Source organism: Klebsiella terrigena, from assembly GCF_006539725.1.
GTDB lineage: Bacteria > Pseudomonadota > Gammaproteobacteria > Enterobacterales > Enterobacteriaceae > Klebsiella > Klebsiella terrigena.
Window position 1 is genome coordinate 1 of the sequence record NZ_BJNO01000040.1, and the last position, 19,993, is coordinate 19,993.

Here is a 19,993-nt window from a genome sequence, read left to right on the forward strand (position 1 = left end):
GCAGCAGAGCATCAAGAGCCTCGAGTGCGTGGCCTGGCCGGAGCTGGGAATGGAAGCTATCTGGAAAATTGAAGTGGAAGACTTCCCGGCGTTTATTCTGGTGGATGACAAAGGCAACGACTTCTTCCAGCAGATCCAGACCTCGCAGTGCACGCGCTGCGTGAAATAAGCGTCCCCGCCTTTGGGTGAGTGCCTGCCGGTTAATCTGCCGGCAGGCACTGCTTACCCGCCGCTGTTGTGCTCCTCGGCGCGGTTATTTATGCCGCTTAGCGGCACGAACGACTAAAACAAATTATAAATCTGACCAATACTTAACGCTTTTAAGCCAGTGGGCTTTGTCGTAATTACCTACTTTTTATTCAAGGAGACAGTAATGACAACGCATCGCAGTGAAAAAGACTCTATGGGCGCGATTGATGTTCCTGCCGACAGGCTATGGGGCGCGCAAACCCAGCGTTCGCTGGAGCATTTTCGTATCTCAACGGAAAAAATGCCGGGCGAACTTATCTACGCTCTGGCGTTAACCAAGCGCGCGGCGGCGAAGGTGAATCAGGATTTAGGTCTGCTGGCCGGCGAAAAAGCGCAGGCCATCGTCGAGGCCGCCGATGAAGTGCTGGCGGGAAAGCATAGCGCAGAGTTTCCGCTGGCTATCTGGCAAACCGGCTCCGGCACCCAAAGCAATATGAATATGAATGAGGTTCTGGCAAACCGGGCCAGCGAGCTGCTGGGCGGCGTGCGGGGCATGGAGCGCAAGGTGCATCCGAACGATGACGTCAACAAGAGCCAAAGCTCCAATGACGTCTTCCCGACGGCGATGCACGTGGCGGCCATTATCGCCCTGCGCGAGACGCTCATTCCCCAGCTTAACGTGCTGAGAAAAACGCTCAGCGATAAATCCGCCGCGTTCAGCGATATCGTTAAAATCGGCCGTACGCACCTGCAGGACGCCACCCCGCTGACGCTGGGGCAGGAGTTCTCCGGCTGGGTCGCCATGCTCGAACATAACCTCCGCCACCTTGAGCTAAGCCTGCCGCATCTGAGCGAGCTGGCGCTGGGCGGTACGGCCGTGGGAACCGGACTGAACACCCATCCCGAATACGCGGTGCGGGTCGCGGAAGAGCTGGCGCAGAGTAGCGGCCAGCCGTTCGTTACCGCGCCGAATAAGTTTGAGGCGCTGGCGACCTGCGACGCGCTGGTCCACGCCCACGGCGCGCTGAAGGGGCTGGCGGCGTCGCTGATGAAAATTGCTAACGACGTGCGCTGGCTGGCCTCGGGCCCGCGCTGCGGTATCGGCGAAATTGCGATTCCGGAGAATGAGCCGGGTTCATCGATCATGCCGGGCAAGGTCAACCCGACGCAGTGCGAAGCGCTGACCATGCTGTGCTGCCAGGTGATGGGCAACGACGTGGCGCTGAATATCGGCGGCGCTTCCGGCAACTTTGAGCTTAACGTCTATCGCCCGATGGTTATCCATAACTTCCTGCAGTCGGTGCGGCTGCTGGCCGACGGCATGGAGAGCTTCAACGAACACTGCGCGGTGGGGATCGAACCCAATCGGGAGCGCATCAACCAGCTGCTCAACGAGTCGCTGATGCTGGTGACGGCGTTGAATACCCACATCGGCTACGACAAAGCGGCGGAAATTGCCAAAAAAGCGCATAAAGAGGGGCTGACCCTGAAGGCCTCGGCGCTGGCGCTCGGCTACCTGACGGAAGCCGAGTTCGACAGCTGGGTGCGTCCGCAAGAGATGGTCGGCAGCATGGCTACTCGCTAGCCAGCCACAGGTGCAGGCGTGGGATCAGCAGACGAAGCGCCTGCGCCTGGGGTTTATAGCGATACTGCACGTTGTCGGCATCGTAGTTCAGCAGTTCACCGATATCCGGCACGCTAACCCCCTGGCTGCCGGATATCAGCGTAATCAGCGGCCCAGGGCAGGCGTACTGCACCTGCTTTTGCTCGCCGGCGTACCAGACGCGGGCGATAGGCTGGACTTTCACCGGCCGCTTAATCTTCAGCTTTGCCCGCTGCGGCAGGGCGGCGATATCCTGATACTCCCTCTCCAGCTTGCTCTGCCACTGCTCGCGCGTCCACGGCGGCACCGCGCGCGGCGACTGCAGGCTTTTTTCCAGCTGCATCAGCACCTCATCGCGGGTTAAATTCTTGATGACGTGCTTATTGGCCCAGCCAAAGCGGATGGTGCTGGGGTCGAACAGCGGCGTCAGCGTGCGGTAGGCGCTAAGGGTGATTAATCCCGGCAGATGGCGATGCACCCACTCAAAGCGGGCCGCGGCGGGGAGGGCGGAATCGACGGTAATGATTTTTTCGAAGGCGGCTTTTAGCGCGTTGATGCTGGCGATTTTTTGCCGCAGGTCGGCCTGCTCCTCGGCGCTGGTTTGCAGGCAGATAGTCCCGGGAAGGCGCACCGCGGCCTTACTGCTGCGGCTTTCCGATTGCTGCTGGATAAACAGATGGCCGTAGTGCCTGAGGGCCATCTCCAGCGCCGTTTTACCGATATGCTGCACGACCTGAATCGTCTCAAGCGGATCGTGCTCGGCGTCTTTACTCACCGCCGGGAGCTCAAATACCCGCGCGGCAAGCAGGCGACAGCGGCTTAGCGCCAGCTTCAGCTCCTGCAGCTCCCGCTCAAGCTGGCGAAAGGTGCCATTGAGTCGTTCAACGAGGTCATAATTTGCCATCTGCGCCACCTTAGTTACAACATACTAATCGGTTTTTAACTATACGCAGGCCGCAGCGCCTGCGCAAGGGGGGTCAGCCAGAGGTAAAATTCGGCAGCTGGTGGTAGATAGGCCAGCTAAAGCTGAAGCAGGCGCCCCCCAGCGGGCTGGTGCGGCAGCTCACCTCGCCGGACATCGCCTGGGCGATGCTGTGGACGATAGCCAGCCCGAGCCCGCAGCCGCCGGTGGCCCGATCGCGGCTGGGGTCAAGCCGGACAAACGGCTCGAACACGCGCTCGCGCTCGGCGGGGTCGATGCCCGGACCGTCGTCGTTGACCTGCAGCGTCGCCCGCGACCCCGCCAGCGTCAGGCTAACCTGAATTCGCTGGCTGCTGTAGCGCAGCGCGTTGTTGACCAGATTATCAAGCACGCGCTCCATCAGGCGCATATCCAGCGCGCCGTAGTCGCCGGCCACCACCTCGTGAAGGGTCACCTCGCGCTGCGGGTTTACCATCTGAATATCTTCCACGTGGGCCTCAATCCAGGCCGGAAAGTCGGGGGTGGTCAGGCTCAGCTCGTTTTGCGGCCGGTCAAGGCGGGCGTAGGTTAACAGCTCTTCGATAAGGGCTTCCAACTGGCCGATATCGCGGTTTAGGGCCTGTGATTCGGCGGCGGTGAGATTTTCACTCATCTCAAGGCGGTAGCGCAGGCGAACCAGCGGCGTGCGCAGCTCGTGCGCAATGCCGTCGATCAGCTGTTTTTTGCTGGCGATCAGGGCATTGATATTATCGGCCATCTGGTTAAAGGCCACGCCGAGCCGCTCAAAGCTGGACATGCTATCGAAATGGATACGCTCGCTAAAATGCCCCTCGCCGAAGCGCTGGGCGGCGGTCTCGATGCGCAGCATATCCTGCCAGTGCGGGCGCATCCAGACGAAGACCGGGAACGCCAGTGAAATGGCGATAAAGGCCATCAGCGCGACGTCCAGCAGGCGCATCTCATGTAAAAAATAGAGATAGGGCACCGGGCCCACCGACAGCACGTAGTGGCTGCGCGGAATACGCTGAATAAAGGTGTACTCATCATCGAGGGCGACGATGTCGCCGGCGCGCAGATGCTGCATTGAGCTCTCCGCCAGCTTGAATTTGCTCAGCGGTTCAATATGCAGATCGAACGACAGGTTGAGGTCCAGCTCTTTGAGCGTTTTGCTCCAGTCGCGCGGCGGAATTTCCCGCAGCTCGCTGCGCATCAGATATAGCGAGCTTTTCATCAGATCGTCCAGCGACTGGCGGCCCGCACGCTCGGCGGTAAATTTATACACCAGGCCGACCAGCATGGTCATAACCAGAAAGCAGACGAACAGCAGGAGGTAAAACTGCACAAACAGCTTTTTCATAGCCGGACCCGTTAATTAATTGTCCCAGGCGTGGGGGGCAAACAGATAGCCTTTGTTGCGCACCGTTTTGATACGGTAGGGTTCCGTTGCGCTATCGAGAAGCTTTTTACGCAGGCGGGAAATGGCCACGTCGACGCTGCGGTCCATCCCGTCGTAGGTGACGCCGCGCAGGTTTTTCAGCAGCGCATCGCGATCCATAATTTGTCCCGCGTGGGTCGCAAGCTCCCACAGCAGTTCGAAATCCGCCGTAGAGAGCGCGACGCTGTCGCCGGCGAGCAGCACCTGGCGGTTCACCGGGTCGATGGAGAGTGAGCCAAAGGCGATGGTTTTATGCGGCGTCAGCGAGGTGGGCGCGGAGGTGAGCGGAACGGCAACGTGCTGGCGCAGATGCAGGCGCAGCCGCGCCAGCAGCACGGCGGGTGGGGTGGTTTTGAGGATATAATCACTCGCGCCCATCTCCAGCGACAATATATGGTTCATATCGCTATCAAGGGAAGTCAACAGCACGATGGGACCCTGCCACTGCCCGCGCAGGTCGCGGCAAAGCGTCATCCCGTCCTTGCCCGGCAGCATGATGTCTAATAGCACCAGATCGGGTTTTTCGCGCGCAATAACCTCTTCCGCCCGGTCGCCGCGTGGTTCAACCACCACGTCCATATCATGCTTACCCAGATAGGCGGCGATCAGCGCGCCAACTTCCGGATCATCCTCAACGAACACGATCTTATTCATATTTTATATGTATATGTAAAAGGTTAAACATACACCGCCAGCAAATTGCCTGCCATTACTCTTTTATAAACAAATGTTCTTCCGCTATGCTGGCGTAACTTGTTGTTTAAATGTTAAGGCAAAAGGCAAAAGGCATGGGGCTGTTGATTAAATCGCTGCTCGGGGCGCTGGTGGTGGTACTGATTGGCGTACTTTCCAAAACCAAAAATTACTATATTGCCGGGCTCATTCCGCTATTTCCGACATTCGCCCTGATCGCTCACTATATTGTCGCCAGCGAGCGCGGGATTGAAGCCCTGCGCACCACCATCGTGTTTGGGATGTGGTCAATCATTCCCTATTTTATCTACCTGCTGTCGCTCTGGTACTTCACCGCAACGATGCGCCTGCCATACGCGCTGGCGGGCGCCGTTGTGTGCTGGGGCCTGTGTGCCTGGCTGCTGATCCTCGGCTGGAGCCGTTTCCACTAGCGCAGGTGGCGGCCACCGTCGACGGCGAAGGAGCGGCCGGTGACGAAATGGCTGCTGAACAGATAGTCGAGCAGTTCGATAATTTCCGTTTCGCCTGCCGTAATTTTCATCAGCGATTTATCCAGCGCCTGCAGGCGATATTCGGCGTCGTCGCCTTCATTAAACATAATGAGCGAAGGGGCGATGGCGTTGACCTTTATTTCCGGCGCCAGCTTGCGGGCGAAGGAGCGGGTCATATTATCCAGCGCCGCTTTACTGGCGGCGTAGGCGATGTGCTTATCGCTGCCGCGCTCAACCACGTAGTCAGTGATATGAATAATATCGCTGCCCGCGTGGCCGTGGCCGCGCAGCAGCGCTTCCAGGGCGTGATTGAGCAGATAGGGCGCATTGACGTGAATTTGCATCATGCTGGCAAGCACCGTGCTGAGCGGCGTCCCCGGCTTTTCCGCCATCCAGCCGCTGGCGTTATGGATAACGGCGCGCAGGCCGCCGCTGGCGTGGGACTTCACCGCTTCGGCGAAGGTTAAAATCCCGTCGTCGGTGCTAAAATCCGCCTCCAGACAAACGGCGCCGGCCGTACGCAGCGCTTCAATAGCCGGATAGTGGGTACGATAGCTGACGATGACGGGCTGCTGTTGCTGAAGAAAATGGTGTGCCAGAGCGAGGCCGATTCGGCGACCTCCTCCTGTAATCAGGACCGGGCGAGGCTGTAGTTCAGCCATGGGTATCTCCTTTGAGTTCCGCGGCAGGGCGACCGCTTACCCCACCAGCATCCACGTTGCCGGTACGGCGGCAACCAGCAACAAACCAATTAAGGCTAATTCACGGCGTTTAAGCATGCGATCGTGCTGGTGCGTACGACGGGCGTACAGGAAAACCAGAAGACCCGGAGCGTAAAGTATCACCGACAGCAGTAAATGCACAGGGCCCGACGCATATAATAACCATAAGCCATAAGTGCACGCCCCGATACCCACGGCCTTATGCAGCGGGCGGACGGCAATTTTCAGCAGGAAGGCGCCGACGAGCAGATAGGGAACGAGGATCATCTCGGAGGCGATGGTGAGCAGGGTACCGTAATCCGAGCCGGTCAGCCAAATCAGCACCAGCGAGGCCTGGACGCTAATATTGGTTAGCCACAGCGAAGCAGACGGCGCATTGTTGCGATTTTGCCGGGCAAACAGACGCGGAAACGCTTTGTGGGTAGCGGCCAAATAAGGAACTTCCGCCGCCATGATGGTCCAGCTCAGATAGGCGCCGCAGACGGAAACGATCAGCCCGGCGGCGATGATCACCTCGCCCCAGGAGCCCATCATTCTGACCATCAGCCCGGCCATCGACGGATTACGCATTTCCGCCAGCTCCGGACGGGCGACAACCCCCAGCGAGAGCAGCGTGACCAGAAGATAGACCACCAGCGCCGAAAGTACGGCCAGCAGCGTCGCGCGGCCAACGTCGCGCTTATTTCGCGCGCGCGCTGATACCACCACAGCGCCCTCTACGCCGATAAACACCCACAGGGTGATCAGCATCGTATTCTTCACCTGCTCCCACACCGGCACGCCGAGCGCCAGGCCGCTGAAATCAAGCGTGAAGGTCTCTAAACGGAAGGCCATCGCCGCGAGAACGATAAAGGCGCCGAGCGGAATAAGCTTCGCCAGGGTGGCGACCAGGTTGATGCCCGCCGCCGTTTGCACGCCGCGCAGGACTAAAAAATGGACCACCCACAGCAGAACCGATGCCCCGACGATTGCCTGCCAGGTATTGCCGTTGCCAAAAATGATCGAACCTGGCGCGTCGGTGAAGAAGCTCAGCGCCGCAAAGACGATAACCAGGTAGGAGACGTTGGCGATGACCGCGCACAGCCAGTATCCCCAGGCGGAGCAGAAGCCCACCAGTTCGCCAAATCCTTCGCGCGCATAGGTAAAAATACCGCCGTCGAGATCGGCGCGAATGCGGGTCAGCAGGAGCATGGCGAAGGCGAGGAATAAAATGCCCACGCCGGTAATGGCCCAGCCGATCAGCAGGGCGGACGGGCTGGCCACGGCGGCCATATTTTGCGGCAAACTGAATACGCCTGCGCCCAGCATTGAGCTGAGAACCAGGGCGGTCAGGGCGCTAAGGCCCAGTCTCTTTTCCATTGCAATCCCGAAGTGACAACCGTGAAGTAAAGAATATTTATTTGGCTAAATCGCATAAAATGGACGATTACGCTAAGGCGCGGGATTTTACGGAGTGTCTTGTGCGCATGCAATGGCGGCGGATGAAAAAAAGCAAAAAGGCGGCAAAGCGCCGCCTTTTTGTTCAACTGAGGTGTCGTTATTTATACAGGTCAGCGCTGATGGTCATGTTACCACCGCGTTCCTGCCACTGGCGGGTGATGTGGTAATACTTCGCGCCTTTCTTCGCCGCACGTTTGGCCACCTGGTAAGAAACTTCGGTCATATTGCCGTAGTTACCGGTGAACTTAATGCTATCGAACGGGGCCATCTGCGCCGCGGTAATCTTGTTCACTTCTTCAATCTGTGTGCCGTCAGGGAGCGTGACAGTGTAACGCCCGCCTTTAGAGGACTGCGTTTCGAAGAAGCGGCCTACGCCGGTACCGGAGCCGACGGCTGCGGTGGTTGCCACGCCGGGGATTTCCACGTTTTTAGCCGCGGCGCCGCCTTCAGCCAGCGCTGCGCGCCCGGCTTGAGAATCGGCAGGAATCGCGTCCGGACTTTGCAGAACGCGTTTTTTGGCATCGGCTTTATAAACATAAGCGGTGATGCGCTGGTTGCCACCCTGGTTAGCATCCACCTGACGAACGATGAAGAAAGAGGCCGCGCCTTTTGCTTTCGCCGCTTTGGTGATGGCATCGTTGACTTCAGGCTGGCTGCGATAGAAGCCCTGCACGGTCACGGTGTCAAACGGTTCCAGCTCAACGGCCTGGTCTTTCGGCAGCTCCATGATCCCATTAATCATGCGATTTTTTGGGGCATCGGCCTGCTGAGCGTTGTCTTTATAAAGATCTGCCGTTACGCGCCAGTTACCGCTGTTGCCATAGTCTGAGGTGTCGACAACATAAAAGGAGGCTGCGCCGTCTTTGTCGGCCTTGCGGGAGACCGCCTTAACCGCATCGCCAATCGCAGTAAAACGGCCGGTGATGACCACGCGATCGTAGGGCTTCAGCGCCGCCGCCTGCTCCGGAGTCAGCTCGGTCGCTGCATGGGCAGACAGCGCGGTCGTAGCCAGGAGAGCAGACGCCAGGAGTGAGTTCTTAAGATTCATAAAAATAGTCCTTTGCCTTGCGCAAACCATGTACAGGTATTGTTGTTGACTGAAAACGCTCGATTATTGCATTTAAAAGGAGTGACTGTCTGCGTCAATTTTTGCTAACCGCCCGAAACGCGCGTCACAATAATATAACATTTTCCGATATGTTGAAAAAACAGCCTCTTGACCAGCAAAATCGATAATCGATATCGCTTTAATAAGTTAATGTAATGTTAATGCGATGTTCTGGCAGGCGATTAATTGCGTATTACGGCTTAAGCTAAGCGAATTATCAGGCTCGCTTATAAATTTAAGGTAAATATTGCTGCCTGACGCAGTTTGTCGCGCGTTTTACCAATAAAATCAAAAATTCTGTTTTATCGCAGTAGATCACAATCGGTATTTTCAGTAGGTTATAAAAAGTTTGTTACTGTTTCATTTTTTTCAGTCGAATATCTGAACCGGCGCGTTTTGCCGGCGGATCGTCGGCTGTCAGAAGAGAAAACCATCATCAAAAACCGATGAAAGGGAAAACTATGCGTATCGGGGTACCAAAAGAACGGTTAGCCAATGAAACCCGCGTAGCGGCCACGCCGAAAACGGTGGAGCAGCTGCTCAAGCTGGGTTTTACCGTCGCAGTTGAAAGCGGCGCGGGCCAGCTGGCAAGTTTCGATGACGAGGCGTTTGCTCAGGCAGGCGCTGAGGTTGTGGACGGCGCCGAAGTTTGGCAGTCACCTGTTATTCTCAAGGTGAATGCGCCTGACGAGAATGAAATTGCTTTACTGAATCCAGGCACCACGCTGGTGAGCTTTATCTGGCCGGCGCAGAACCCGGAACTGCTGGCAAAACTCTCTGCCCGCAATGTCACCGTGATGGCGATGGATTCGGTGCCGCGTATTTCGCGCGCCCAGTCGCTGGATGCCTTAAGCTCGATGGCCAATATTGCTGGCTATCGCGCCATCGTCGAGGCCGCGCACGAATTTGGCCGCTTCTTCACCGGGCAGATCACCGCCGCGGGCAAGGTTCCGCCAGCCAAGGTGATGGTGATCGGCGCCGGCGTTGCCGGCCTGGCCGCGATTGGCGCCGCCAACAGCCTGGGGGCGATCGTTCGTGCGTTCGACACCCGTCCTGAGGTCAAAGAGCAGGTGCAGAGCATGGGCGCCGAGTTCCTTGAGCTGGACTTTAAAGAGGAGGCGGGCAGCGGCGACGGCTATGCCAAAGTGATGTCCGAAGCCTTTATTAAAGCCGAAATGGCGCTGTTTGCCGCCCAGGCAAAAGAGGTCGATATCATCGTCACCACGGCTCTGATCCCCGGCAAACCGGCGCCGAAGCTGATTACCCGCGAAATGGTTGACTCGATGACTTCCGGCAGCGTGGTGGTCGATCTGGCCTCGCAGAACGGCGGCAACTGTGAATACACCGTGCCTGGCGAAGTGGTGACCACCGCCAACGGGGTGAGAATCATCGGCTATACCGATCTGCCTGGCCGCCTGCCGACCCAGTCATCCCAGCTCTACGGCACCAACCTGGTCAATCTGATCAAGCTGCTGTGCAAAGAGAAGGACGGCAACATTGCCATCGATTTCGACGACGTTGTGGTACGTGGCGTAACGGTTGTTCGAGACGGGGAAGTGACCTGGCCGGCGCCGCCGATTCAGGTCTCCGCCCAGCCGCAGGCCGCCGCGAAGAAGGTTGAAGCGCCTGTTGAACCGAAAAAACCGGTTTCGCCGTGGCGCAAATACGCGCTGATGGCGCTGGCGATTATCCTGTTTGGCTGGCTGGCTAACGTGGCGCCGAAGGAGTTCCTCGGCCACTTTACCGTCTTTGCGCTCTCCTGCGTGGTCGGCTACTACGTGGTGTGGAACGTGTCGCACGCGCTGCATACGCCGCTGATGTCGGTCACAAACGCCATCTCGGGGATTATCGTTGTCGGGGCGCTGCTGCAGATAGGCCACGGCGGCTGGGTCAGCGTGCTGAGCTTTATCGCGGTGCTGATCGCCAGCATTAATATTTTTGGTGGTTTCACCGTCACTCAGCGCATGCTGAAAATGTTCCGCAAAGGATAAGGGGTAACAAATGTCTGGTGGATTAGTTACAGCTGCATACATTGTTGCCGCGATCCTCTTTATTTTTAGTCTCGCAGGGCTGTCAAAACACGAGTCGTCTCAGCAGGGCAACTACTTCGGCGTTGCCGGGATGGCGATCGCGCTGATCGCCACCATTCTGGGGCCGGACAGCAGCAACGTCGCGTGGATCCTGCTGGCGATGGTTATCGGTGGCGCCATCGGTATCCGTCTGGCGAAGAAAGTCGAAATGACCGAAATGCCGGAGCTGGTGGCGGTGCTGCACAGCTTCGTCGGCCTTGCGGCGGTGCTGGTGGGCTTTAACAGCTACCTGCAGCATGAAACCGGCATGGAGCCGATTCTGGTCAATATTCATCTGACCGAAGTGTTCCTCGGCATCTTCATCGGTGCGGTGACCTTTACCGGCTCCATCGTGGCCTTCGGCAAGCTGTGCGGCAAGATGTCCTCCAAGCCGCTGATGCTGCCGAACCGTCATAAGCTGAACCTCGCGGCGCTGGTCGTCTCTTTTGGGCTGCTGGTGGCCTTTGTTCGCACCGATAGCACCGCGACGCAGGTTCTGGCGCTGCTGGTGATGACCGTTATCGCTCTGGCGTTTGGCTGGCACCTGGTGGCCTCCATCGGCGGGGCGGACATGCCGGTCGTGGTATCGATGCTGAACTCCTACTCAGGCTGGGCGGCGGCGGCGGCGGGCTTTATGCTGAGCAACGATCTGCTGATCGTCACCGGTGCGCTGGTTGGTTCTTCCGGTGCGATTCTGTCCTACATCATGTGTAAGGCCATGAACCGCTCCTTCTTCAGCGTCATTGCCGGCGGATTTGGTGCCGATGGTTCCTCGTCCGGCAGCGATGATGAAGTGGGCGAGCACCGTGAAATTAGCGCAGAAGATACCGCTGAAATGCTGAAAAACTCGCACTCGGTGATCATTACCCCGGGCTACGGGATGGCGGTAGCCCAGGCTCAGTATCCGGTTGCGGAAATCACCGAGCGTCTGCGCGCTCGCGGTATCAAGGTGCGCTTTGGTATTCACCCGGTTGCCGGTCGTCTGCCTGGGCATATGAACGTGCTGCTGGCGGAAGCCAAGGTTCCGTACGACGTGGTGCTGGAAATGGATGAAATCAACGATGACTTCACCGACACCGACACCGTGCTGGTTATCGGCGCCAACGATACCGTTAACCCGGCCGCGCAGGACGATCCGAAAAGCCCTATCGCCGGTATGCCGGTGCTGGAAGTCTGGAAAGCGCAGAACGTGGTGGTCTTCAAACGGTCGATGAACACCGGCTACGCCGGCGTGCAGAACCCGCTGTTCTTCAAGGAGAACACTCACATGCTGTTTGGCGATGCTAAAGCCAGCGTGGATGCGATTCTGAAAGCGCTGTAAGGCCTGAAGAGCGCGGACGAAAGTCGCTATAAAACGTTTGCTTCTGAAGCCGTCTCCGTTGAGACGGCTTTTTTATATAGCGCGCCAGCCCACTTATTGCTCACAAATTAATCGCTACGGGGTGCTATAATAGGGACGTTTTTTCAACACACTGAGGATATTATGGATACCGAATTAACCCCCGCGCAAATGGCCATCGAATTTCTGCGTCGTGACCCTACCGCTTTAACCCCCGCGCAGTACCTGAAAAAATTTAAACTTCTCGAGCTGGAATTTGCCGATTTAATGTCGCTCTCCTCCATTGAACTGAAAGAAGAGATCGACCACGCCTGGCGCTTAGGTATCCATTAAAAAGTATCGCTTCAGCTGATTGCATCGCTGATGAAGGGGGCCGGAAGGCCCTTTTTTACGCTCTGTGAGAGGCGGCGGGCAAAAAAATCCCCCGCGGTGGCGGGGGAGTTGGCGACGACGGTTGGCGACCAGAGATCAGTCGTCGTCTTCGTCGTCCAGTTCAACCGGCGTTTTGTACTGATCTGGTTTCAGCACCAGCAGATCGCAGCGCAGATGGTCGATCACCTGCTCGGCGGTGTTGCCGAGGAAGGCCGCCGACAGCCCGGTACGCCCGATGGTGCCCAGGACGACAATCCCTGCCTGCAGATGCTCCGACAGATCGGGGATCACCTCTTCCGGCAGACCCTTTTCGACGTGGGTGCGGCTCTCGTCAATCGCAAACTTTTGTCGCAGCGTTTTCATCGCCAGCAGGTGCTGGCCGCGAATGGCGTCGTTGTAGATGCTGGGATCGAAATCAGGCAGCTCAATGGCGATATTGATAGGCGTAACCGGATAAGCGCCCACCAGGTGGACCTCGGTGTGGTTAACCTGTTCTGCCAGCTCAAGCGTCTCTTTGACCAGTTTCTCATTCAGGGAGTCGTGGTAGTTTTCTTCGCTGGCAAGGTTGACCGCCACCAGCGCTCTGCCGCCCTCTGGCCACGGCTGGTCTTTAACCATCCACACCGGGCACGGGCATTTACGCAGAAGATGCCAGTCGGTAGGGGTGAAGATGACCGCTTCCAGCCTGTCGTGCTGGTGCGCCATTTTCAGCACTAAATCATGCTTGTCGCTGAGGATTTCCTGAATGATGGCTTCGAAGGGGCGGTTGTGCCATACCACCTTGATGTCAATCGGGATCCCGGACTCGATATAGAACCGGGCCTGCTCTTTGATCCAGGCGCTGCGTTGGCTGATCACGCCCTGGCGCATAGCCGTTCGCTCGTCTGGCGACAGCAGGGTCGTCATCTCATATGAGAAATCATAGATCGGCAAAAAGGCTTTAATGCGGCCACCAATCCGTTGGTGTAGGTATACCGCGCGCCGCAGTGCGGGCTGGTCGTCCTGGTTAGGATCGATTACTACCAGCATGTTCTGATACTTCGCCATACAGGGTCTCCTTACAACTGTAACTGCAGTCTGTAATTAAAAAGATAACCTATATAGATGAATTGAAACAGGGGATGACCCTGGCCAGATCAACAAATAAGAAAAAAATTAGCGATCTGGCGAAGGGATCGGGCTATCAGGCGACGTTGCGCGCCTGACCAGCCAGCTGAGCGAGGAGGTCGCTGTTTTCGATGGTGATGTATTTACCTTTAACCGCCAGCATGCCGCTTTTCTGGAAACGACCCAGCAGGCGGCTGATAGTTTCTACGGTCAGGCCGAGATAGTTCCCGATATCGCCGCGGGTCATGGTCAGACGGAACTCACGAGGCGAGAAGCCGCGCTGGGCAAAACGACGAGAAAGATTGTAGATAAAGGCCGCCAGGCGCTCCTCGGCGTTCTTTTTGGAAAGCAGCAGGATCATATCCTGATCGCCTTTGATCTCGCCGCTCATCAGGCGCATCATCTGCTGACGCAGATTTGGCATTTTGCCTGAGAGGTCGTCCAGGGTTTCGAAGGGAATTTCGCAGACCATTGAGGTTTCCAGCGCCTGAGCAAAGCTCGGGTGGAGACCGGTGCCGATCGCGTCAAAACCAACCAAATCACCCGCCAGGTGGAAGCCGGTAATCTGCTCGTCGCCCTGTTCGGTAATGGTGTAGCTTTTGATGGTGCCTGAACGAATGGCGTACAGCGACTTCAGCTCATCGCCGGCTTTGAACAGGGTCTGTCCTTTCTGGATAGGCTTTTTTCGCTCGATGATATTATCAAGCTGATCAAGCTCGTGCTCGTTCAGAGTAAAAGGGATGCAAAGCTGGCTGATGCTGCAATCCTGACAATGGATTGCACAACCGCCAGACTGAATGCGTCGTATAATTCTCTTTTCCGGGATCATAAGTCTGCTCAAGCCTTAATTGATATTGGTCAATTTTAACATCTTTTTGGTGAGCAGGTAAGCCTCGAACCGATGAAACACGTAATATTAAAAGGGGAAAGCGATTACCCCCTTTATCTCATTGATAAGAAATAAGATGTCTGAGCATATTTGATTGTAAAGTTGCCGGATGCTTCCGATAAAAGGCACTTACGGTCAAAGAAGCAAATACCCCTCATGGCGCAATAACCACTCTTTGCGCTGCACGCCGCCCGCGTAGCCGGTCATGGTGCCGTTACGTCCGATGACGCGGTGGCAGGGCACCACGATACTGACCGGATTAGAGCCGTTGGCCGCCCCGACCGCCCGCGCGGCGCCTGGCCGACCTAATGCCTCCGCCAGCTGACCGTAGTGCATGACCTGGCCGCAGGGGATGGTACGCAGCGTTTTCCAGACCTCGCGTTGAAACGGGGTGCCCGCCGTCGCCGTCGGCAGCGTTTCGATAACCGCAAGGTCACCGGAGAAATAGTCGCCAAGCCTGCTGCTTAGCCCGCCCGGGTCATGAGAATCCACGCGCTGGTACCCTTCATGGCGATAGTGCAGCTCCAGCAGCTGCTCCATCCGTGCGCTGTGCTCCTCCCACTCAACGGCTCGCAGATGGAACTGCTCGTCGCAAACGATCCATAGCGGCCCGACCGGGGTATCGATTTTGTCCTGAAGCAGTATCAGCATCGTTTTTCCTTATTACCTGATTCAAATGATTATTACTGCACCCTGAACACAAGATATCACGTCATCCTGGTGGGCAACTATACTCCATAAAGGTGAACGGCGAGCGGCGTGGCTGAAGGGGCGAATCTATGAATATGTTTTCCATTTTGCTGCTGCCTGCAGGGCAGAAGCAAAACCAAATCGCAGCGGGTCCGGCGATATTTAATTTTGTATTAATTACGCCGCGCGGGTCTGAATGGATTTTGCTACTTTCTCCGGGCGGTAAATTCCCCTATGCGGAGGAGCGTTCAGTTCATCTCTCTATGCAGTTTGTCATACGCACGCGGATTAGTTTGAACGGGCTAATTCATCGGGAGGCACCCGACGCCGCAATACACTATACAGGCATTCCTTGAGTCAATTATTTGCCAGCACGTTATTAGTGCTGGCTTTTTTTTGTTAACGTGAAAGGTGATGGTATGCAATATATGCTAACTGGCGTTTTGATATTGATTATCAGTGGTTTGCTGTTAAATGCTGTCTCTCTTATGATCGAGTCGCTTTATAAGCTAATGAAAGATATGCACTTAAAGAAAAAACATTTTTAGGTGCCTCAGCAGGTCCGGCAAGCGTATTGACAGCGATCGCTTGCCGACCTGTTATTCCCCTCCGCCATACACCCGTTCAGCAATCCAGCCGTTATTCTCAGTAACTTCCTCTGGCGTCACTGCTGGTCACCGCGACGATCGCGCGGGCTGAGTGCCGGTGGCTACGGGCGCAGGATACGCCGCCGCCGGCGCGACCGGCGACAAACGCGTTGAGGGCGCGCGGTGCGACGGCTATAGTAGCCTCCGATAGTCGCCGGAGGAGTGCTGATGAACCTTGATGACAAATCGCTATTTCTGGATGCCATGGAGGATGTCCAGCCGCTGAAGAGCGGCAACGACGTGCTGTGGCATCCCGAGCGCCACGCCCGCACCCCGCAGCGCATCGACGCGCTGCAGCTGGATAACTTTTTGACCACCGGCTACCTCGACGTGCTGCCGCTGGCAACGCCGCTGGAGTTCAGGCGCGAGGGGGTACAAAGCGGCGTGCTGGACAAGCTGCGGCTGGGGAAATACAGCCAGCAGGCGAGCCTCAATCTGCTGCGCCAGCCGGTCGAGAAGTGTCGGCAAATGCTGTTTGCCTTTGTGCACCAGGCGCAGAAGGAGTCGCTGCGCAACGTGCTGATTGTTCACGGCAAAGGGCGCGACGACAGCGCTCACCCCAATATTATCCGCAGCTACCTGGCGCGCTGGCTGGAAGAGCTTCCCGAAGTGCAGGCGTTTTGCGTCGCCTCCGCCCATCACGGCGGCAGCGGAGCGTGTTACGTCGCCCTGCGCAAATCGGCCGAGGCAAAGCAGGAAAACTGGGAGCGCCACGCCAAACGCAGCCGCTAGCGCAGCAGCAGCGTCAGCTCCCGGGCCGCTTTTTGCAGCTCGGGCAGCACCCGATCCAGCATTTCGCGAGTTGAAACCTGTCCGGCATGGACGCCGACGTTCAGCGCCGCCTGAACCTGTCCCTGCGGGTTAAACAGCGGCACCGCCAGCGAGCGCAGCCCCATCTCCAGCTCCTGATCGTTCAGCGCGTAGCCCTGCTGGTGAACGCGCTTGAGCTCGGCGCGCAGCTTATTCACCGAATCCACCGTTTGCGGGGTGTAGCGAATCATCGTCACCCGGCCCAGCATATCGTTCAGCTTCTCCTCCGGCTGATGGCTCAACAGCACCCGGCCCATCGAGGTGGCCCAGGCCGGCAGCCGGCTGCCAATATCCAGATCGATAGTCATAATGCGCGAGCTGGAGGCGCGGGCAATGTAGAGAATATCGTCGCCGTCGAGGGTGGCGATGGAGCAGGACTCGTTAAGCATTTCGCTCAGATGCTTGAGCACCGGCTGGGCCGAACGCGCCAGCGGGGTTGAGGCCAGCCAGGCGTGACCGAGGGCGAGGATGCGCGGACGCAGCTGAAAATTCTTACCATCTTCAGCATAGACAAACCCCAGCTTGCCGAGCGTATAGAGGCAGCGGCGCACCGCCGCGCGCGGAATACCGGTCTTCTGGCTGATCTGTGAGATCGACAGAACCGGGCGCTGCGGGGTGAAGGCCTGAATCACCTCCAGCCCGCGGGCCAGCGAGGCCATAAAGTTCGGGTCGCCCTTAAACGGGTCGCTATCGCCGGTCAGTAAATCGTCTGGATGCTTCTCCATTTTGTTCTCCATATTTGCCATCGATCACATTCTTTCGCTAAAGATATACGATGTTCGATTATCGCACCATATTTCGATTATCGCCCTTGACCAACATCGTTAAGCGGGTCACATTTTGTGCGAACAACGTATATAAGTGCGATTACCGCACATAAAGGAGTGACCTGATGATTGATAAAAGCGTGTCGACGCTAAGCGATGCCATCGCCGGGATCCACGACGGCGCGACCATCATGATCGGCGGTTTTGGTCCCGCCGGTCAGCCAACGTACCTGATTGATGCCCTGATTGAGCAGGGCGCCCGCGACCTAACCATTATCAACAACAACGCGGGCAACGGTGAGGTGGGCCTGGCGGCGCTGCTGAAGGCCGGACGGGTGAGCAAGATGATCTGCTCTTTCCCGCGTCAGGTTGACTCGCAGATTTTTGACGACCTCTACCGCCGCGGCAAGGTTGAGCTGGAGCTGGTTCCGCAGGGCAATCTGGCGGCCAGAATCCAGGCCGCCGGCGCCGGACTGGGGGCGGTATTTACCCCGACCGGCTACGGCACGCCGCTGGCGGAAGGCAAAGAGACCCGCGAAATCGACGGGCGCCACTACGTTCTCGAATATCCGATTAAGGCCGATTTTGCGCTGATCAAGGCTCATCACGCCGACCGCTGGGGCAACCTGGTGTACCGCAAAGCGGCGCGCAACTTTGGCCCGATCATGGCAACCGCCGCCAAAACCACCATCGTTGAGGTCTCCCGCCTGGTCACCCTCGGCGAACTGGACCCGGAAAATATCATTACTCCGGGGATTTTTGTCCAGCGCGTCTTCTCGCTGGAAAACACCGTTACCGCACAGAGCGCCTGAGGAGCCAGCGATGCAAAAATTAACTCGTGATGAGATGGCCCAGCGCGTGGCGCGCGATATCCCGGAAGGGGCCTATGTGAACCTCGGTATCGGTTTACCGACCCGCATCGCCAACTATCTGCCCGCGGATAAAGAGGTGTTCCTGCACAGTGAAAACGGCCTGCTGGGCATGGGCGGCAGACCGCAGCCCGGCGAAGAGGATCCGGAGCTGATTAACGCCGGGAAAGAGTACGTCACGCTACTCAAAGGCGGCTGTTTCTTCCACCACGGCGACTCCTTTGCCATGATGCGCGGCGGCCACCTCGATATCTGCGTGCTGGGAGCCTATCAGGTCTCTGCCCGCGGCGATCTGGCCAACTGGAGCACCGGCGCGCCGGACTCGATCCCGGCCGTAGGCGGGGCGATGGACCTGGCTATCGGCGCGCGTCAGGTCTTCGTGATGATGGATCATCTGACCCGCGACGGCGAGTGCAAGCTGGTTGAGCACTGCAGCTATCCGCTGACCGGCGTTGGCTGCGTCAGCCGAATCTACACCGACCTCGCGGTTATCGATATCACCCCCGGCGGCCCGGTGGTGCGGGAAATCTTCAACGGCCTCTCTTTTGAGGAGCTGCAGCGCATCACTCCGGTGGCGTTGACCTTCGAACATCTGGCGAAAAGCGCGTAAGGAACCTATGATGAATCAGGCATTTATCTGTGATGCGGTGCGTACACCCTTCGGTCGTTTTGCAGGCACCCTGGCGCCGATGCGCGCCGATGATTTAGGCGCGCTGCCGCTCAAGGCGCTGCTGGAGCGCAATCCGGGACTGGATCCTTCGCGCATCGATGACGTGATTTACGGCTGTGCAAACCAGGCCGGCGAAGATAACCGCAACGTCGCGCGCATGGCGCTGCTGCTGGCCGGACTTCCGGAAACGGTTCCGGGCAGCACCATTAACCGTCTGTGCGGCTCGAGCCTTGATGCGATCGGCGTCGCAGCGCGGGCAATCAAAAGCGGCGAGACTCAGCTGATGATTGCCGGCGGAGTAGAGAGCATGTCGCGCGCGCCCTTCGTCATGGGCAAGGCCGAAAACGCCTATAGCCGCAGCATGCAGATTGAAGATACCACTATCGGCTGGCGCTTTATCAACGCGCGGATGAAGGCGCTGTATGGCGTTGATTCGATGCCGGAAACCGCCGAAAACGTGGCCGCTGATTTTGCGATTTCGCGCGCGGACCAGGACGCCTTCGCCCTGCGCAGCCAGCGGCGAACCGCCGAGGCGCAGGAGGCCGGGCGCTTTGCCGATGAGCTGATTGCGGTCTCGATCCCGCAGCGTAAGGGCGAGCCGCTGCTGTTTACCCGCGATGAACACCCGCGCAGCACCTCGCTGGAGGCGCTGGCGAAGCTAAAAGGCGTGGTGCGCGCCGACGGTTCGGTGACCGCCGGCAACGCTTCCGGGGTCAACGATGGGGCCTGCGCGCTGCTGCTGGCCAGCGAGCAGGCGCTGATGGCGAACGACCTGCAGCCGCTGGCGCGCGTTGTCGGCGTGGCGACCGCCGGGGTCGCGCCAAGAATTATGGGCTTCGGTCCGGCTCCGGCAGTACGTAAAGTGCTGGCGCTGACCGGGCTGACGCTGGCGCAGATGGACGTGATTGAACTGAACGAAGCCTTTGCTGCCCAGGCGCTGGCGGTGACGCGCGATTTAGGCCTGGCCGACGACGCCGCGCACGTTAACCCCAACGGCGGGGCGATTGCCTTAGGCCATCCGCTGGGCGCCTCCGGCGGGCGGCTGGCGATGACCGCCGCCTATCAGCTGCGGCGCACCGGCGGGCGCTACGCGCTGTGCACCATGTGTATCGGCGTCGGCCAGGGAATTGCGCTGATTATTGAACGTGTTTAAGGAGCCAA

21 protein-coding genes are annotated in these 19,993 nt (G+C 57.9%); 11 read left to right on the forward strand and 10 right to left on the reverse strand.

Features of this window, described 5'->3' with window-relative positions:
* Both RTE01_RS25380 and fumC read left to right on the forward strand, forming a co-directional pair.
* On the forward strand, positions 1–169 hold a 169-nt coding region (locus RTE01_RS25380; protein ID WP_174824632.1), incomplete at its 5' end, for a fumarate hydratase C-terminal domain-containing protein.
* Between the two features lie 204 nt (positions 170–373).
* Positions 374–1,774 carry a class II fumarate hydratase gene (gene fumC, locus RTE01_RS25385; RefSeq protein WP_141335466.1) on the forward strand — a complete coding sequence of 467 codons (1,401 nt, stop codon included), beginning with the start codon at positions 374–376 and terminating at the stop codon, positions 1,772–1,774.
* Here the strand turns inward: fumC and tus are convergent.
* From tus to rstA, 3 genes are all read right to left on the reverse strand, one after another.
* The gene (tus, locus tag RTE01_RS25390; RefSeq protein WP_115192570.1) at positions 1,764–2,696 is read right to left on the reverse strand and encodes a DNA replication terminus site-binding protein; all 933 of its coding nucleotides are present in this window, start codon (positions 2,694–2,696) and stop codon (positions 1,764–1,766) included. The genes fumC and tus overlap by 11 nt on opposite strands.
* Before the next feature lie 73 nt (positions 2,697–2,769).
* Positions 2,770–4,071, reverse strand: a complete 1,302-nt coding sequence (gene rstB, locus RTE01_RS25395; protein ID WP_041145802.1) for a two-component system sensor histidine kinase RstB — start codon at positions 4,069–4,071, stop codon at positions 2,770–2,772.
* A 15-nt stretch (positions 4,072–4,086) separates the two neighbouring features.
* Positions 4,087–4,803 carry a two-component system response regulator RstA gene (gene rstA, locus RTE01_RS25400; RefSeq protein ID WP_041145801.1) on the reverse strand — a complete coding sequence of 239 codons (717 nt, stop codon included), beginning with the start codon at positions 4,801–4,803 and terminating at the stop codon, positions 4,087–4,089.
* 134 nt (positions 4,804–4,937) lie between these two features.
* Here rstA and RTE01_RS25405 point away from each other — a divergent pair, with 134 nt between their 5' ends.
* Positions 4,938–5,273 carry a GlpM family protein gene (locus RTE01_RS25405; RefSeq protein ID WP_115192572.1) on the forward strand — a complete coding sequence of 112 codons (336 nt, stop codon included), beginning with the start codon at positions 4,938–4,940 and terminating at the stop codon, positions 5,271–5,273.
* On the opposite strand, the gene folM is transcribed toward RTE01_RS25405, so the two are convergent.
* The 3 genes from folM to ydgH form a co-directional block, all read right to left on the reverse strand.
* A complete protein-coding gene (gene folM, locus RTE01_RS25410; RefSeq protein WP_134526305.1) occupies positions 5,270–5,995 on the reverse strand; it encodes a dihydromonapterin reductase in 726 nt (241 codons plus the stop codon). The two genes, RTE01_RS25405 and folM, sit on opposite strands and share 4 nt — an antisense overlap.
* A gap of 36 nt (positions 5,996–6,031) precedes the next feature.
* On the reverse strand, positions 6,032–7,414 hold the full coding sequence (locus tag RTE01_RS25415; protein ID WP_134526302.1) for an amino acid permease: 1,383 nt from the start codon (positions 7,412–7,414) through the stop codon (positions 6,032–6,034).
* Between the two features lie 178 nt (positions 7,415–7,592).
* On the reverse strand, positions 7,593–8,543 hold the full coding sequence (gene ydgH, locus RTE01_RS25425) for a DUF1471 family protein YdgH (RefSeq protein ID WP_041145797.1): 951 nt from the start codon (positions 8,541–8,543) through the stop codon (positions 7,593–7,595).
* Between the two features lie 521 nt (positions 8,544–9,064).
* On the opposite strand from ydgH, the gene pntA reads away from it, so the two are divergent.
* The 3 genes from pntA (at position 9,065) to RTE01_RS25445 (ending at position 12,344) form a co-directional block, all read left to right on the forward strand.
* On the forward strand, positions 9,065–10,594 hold the full coding sequence (gene pntA, locus RTE01_RS25435) for a Re/Si-specific NAD(P)(+) transhydrogenase subunit alpha (protein WP_041145796.1): 1,530 nt from the start codon (positions 9,065–9,067) through the stop codon (positions 10,592–10,594).
* 10 nt (positions 10,595–10,604) lie between these two features.
* Positions 10,605–11,993 (forward strand): Re/Si-specific NAD(P)(+) transhydrogenase subunit beta, encoded by a 1,389-nt coding sequence (pntB, locus tag RTE01_RS25440; protein ID WP_134526299.1) that lies wholly within the window; start codon positions 10,605–10,607, stop codon positions 11,991–11,993.
* Between the two features lie 162 nt (positions 11,994–12,155).
* Complete coding sequence (locus RTE01_RS25445; RefSeq protein ID WP_041145794.1) at positions 12,156–12,344, forward strand: YdiH family protein; 189 nt, start codon at positions 12,156–12,158, stop codon at positions 12,342–12,344.
* A gap of 135 nt (positions 12,345–12,479) precedes the next feature.
* On the opposite strand, the gene uspE is transcribed toward RTE01_RS25445, so the two are convergent.
* The 3 genes from uspE to ogt all read right to left on the reverse strand — a co-directional run bounded on the left by uspE (position 12,480) and on the right by ogt (position 15,030).
* Positions 12,480–13,430, reverse strand: a complete 951-nt coding sequence (uspE, locus tag RTE01_RS25450) for a universal stress protein UspE (protein ID WP_041145793.1) — start codon at positions 13,428–13,430, stop codon at positions 12,480–12,482.
* Between the two features lie 136 nt (positions 13,431–13,566).
* Entirely contained in the window at positions 13,567–14,319 is a 753-nt protein-coding gene (fnr, locus tag RTE01_RS25455) for a fumarate/nitrate reduction transcriptional regulator Fnr (RefSeq protein WP_002903394.1), read from the reverse strand.
* A 195-nt stretch (positions 14,320–14,514) separates the two neighbouring features.
* Complete coding sequence (gene ogt / locus RTE01_RS25460) at positions 14,515–15,030, reverse strand: methylated-DNA--[protein]-cysteine S-methyltransferase (RefSeq protein WP_041145792.1); 516 nt, start codon at positions 15,028–15,030, stop codon at positions 14,515–14,517.
* Positions 15,031–15,158: 128 nt separating this feature from the next.
* Between ogt and RTE01_RS25465 the strand changes: the two genes are divergently transcribed.
* Positions 15,159–15,425, forward strand: a complete 267-nt coding sequence (locus RTE01_RS25465; RefSeq protein ID WP_255313561.1) for a hypothetical protein — start codon at positions 15,159–15,161, stop codon at positions 15,423–15,425.
* A 459-nt stretch (positions 15,426–15,884) separates the two neighbouring features.
* Positions 15,885–16,448: a DNA endonuclease SmrA gene (gene smrA / locus RTE01_RS25470; RefSeq protein WP_041145791.1), complete on the forward strand. Its 564-nt coding sequence runs from the start codon at positions 15,885–15,887 to the stop codon at positions 16,446–16,448.
* On the opposite strand, the gene RTE01_RS25475 is transcribed toward smrA, so the two are convergent.
* A complete protein-coding gene (locus RTE01_RS25475) occupies positions 16,445–17,251 on the reverse strand; it encodes an IclR family transcriptional regulator domain-containing protein (protein WP_041145790.1) in 807 nt (268 codons plus the stop codon). The genes smrA and RTE01_RS25475 overlap by 4 nt on opposite strands.
* A gap of 167 nt (positions 17,252–17,418) precedes the next feature.
* Between RTE01_RS25475 and RTE01_RS25480 the strand changes: the two genes are divergently transcribed.
* Genes RTE01_RS25480 through pcaF form a run of 3 tightly spaced genes read left to right on the forward strand, consistent with a single transcriptional unit; the run spans position 17,419 to position 19,985 of the window.
* Positions 17,419–18,105, forward strand: coding sequence for a 3-oxoacid CoA-transferase subunit A (locus RTE01_RS25480; protein WP_041145789.1), 687 nt, complete (start codon positions 17,419–17,421; stop codon positions 18,103–18,105).
* A 10-nt stretch (positions 18,106–18,115) separates the two neighbouring features.
* Positions 18,116–18,772, forward strand: coding sequence for a 3-oxoacid CoA-transferase subunit B (locus tag RTE01_RS25485; RefSeq protein ID WP_041145788.1), 657 nt, complete (start codon positions 18,116–18,118; stop codon positions 18,770–18,772).
* A 10-nt stretch (positions 18,773–18,782) separates the two neighbouring features.
* Positions 18,783–19,985: a 3-oxoadipyl-CoA thiolase gene (gene pcaF, locus RTE01_RS25490; protein WP_041145787.1), complete on the forward strand. Its 1,203-nt coding sequence runs from the start codon at positions 18,783–18,785 to the stop codon at positions 19,983–19,985.
* Positions 19,986–19,993: the final 8 nt, after the last annotated feature.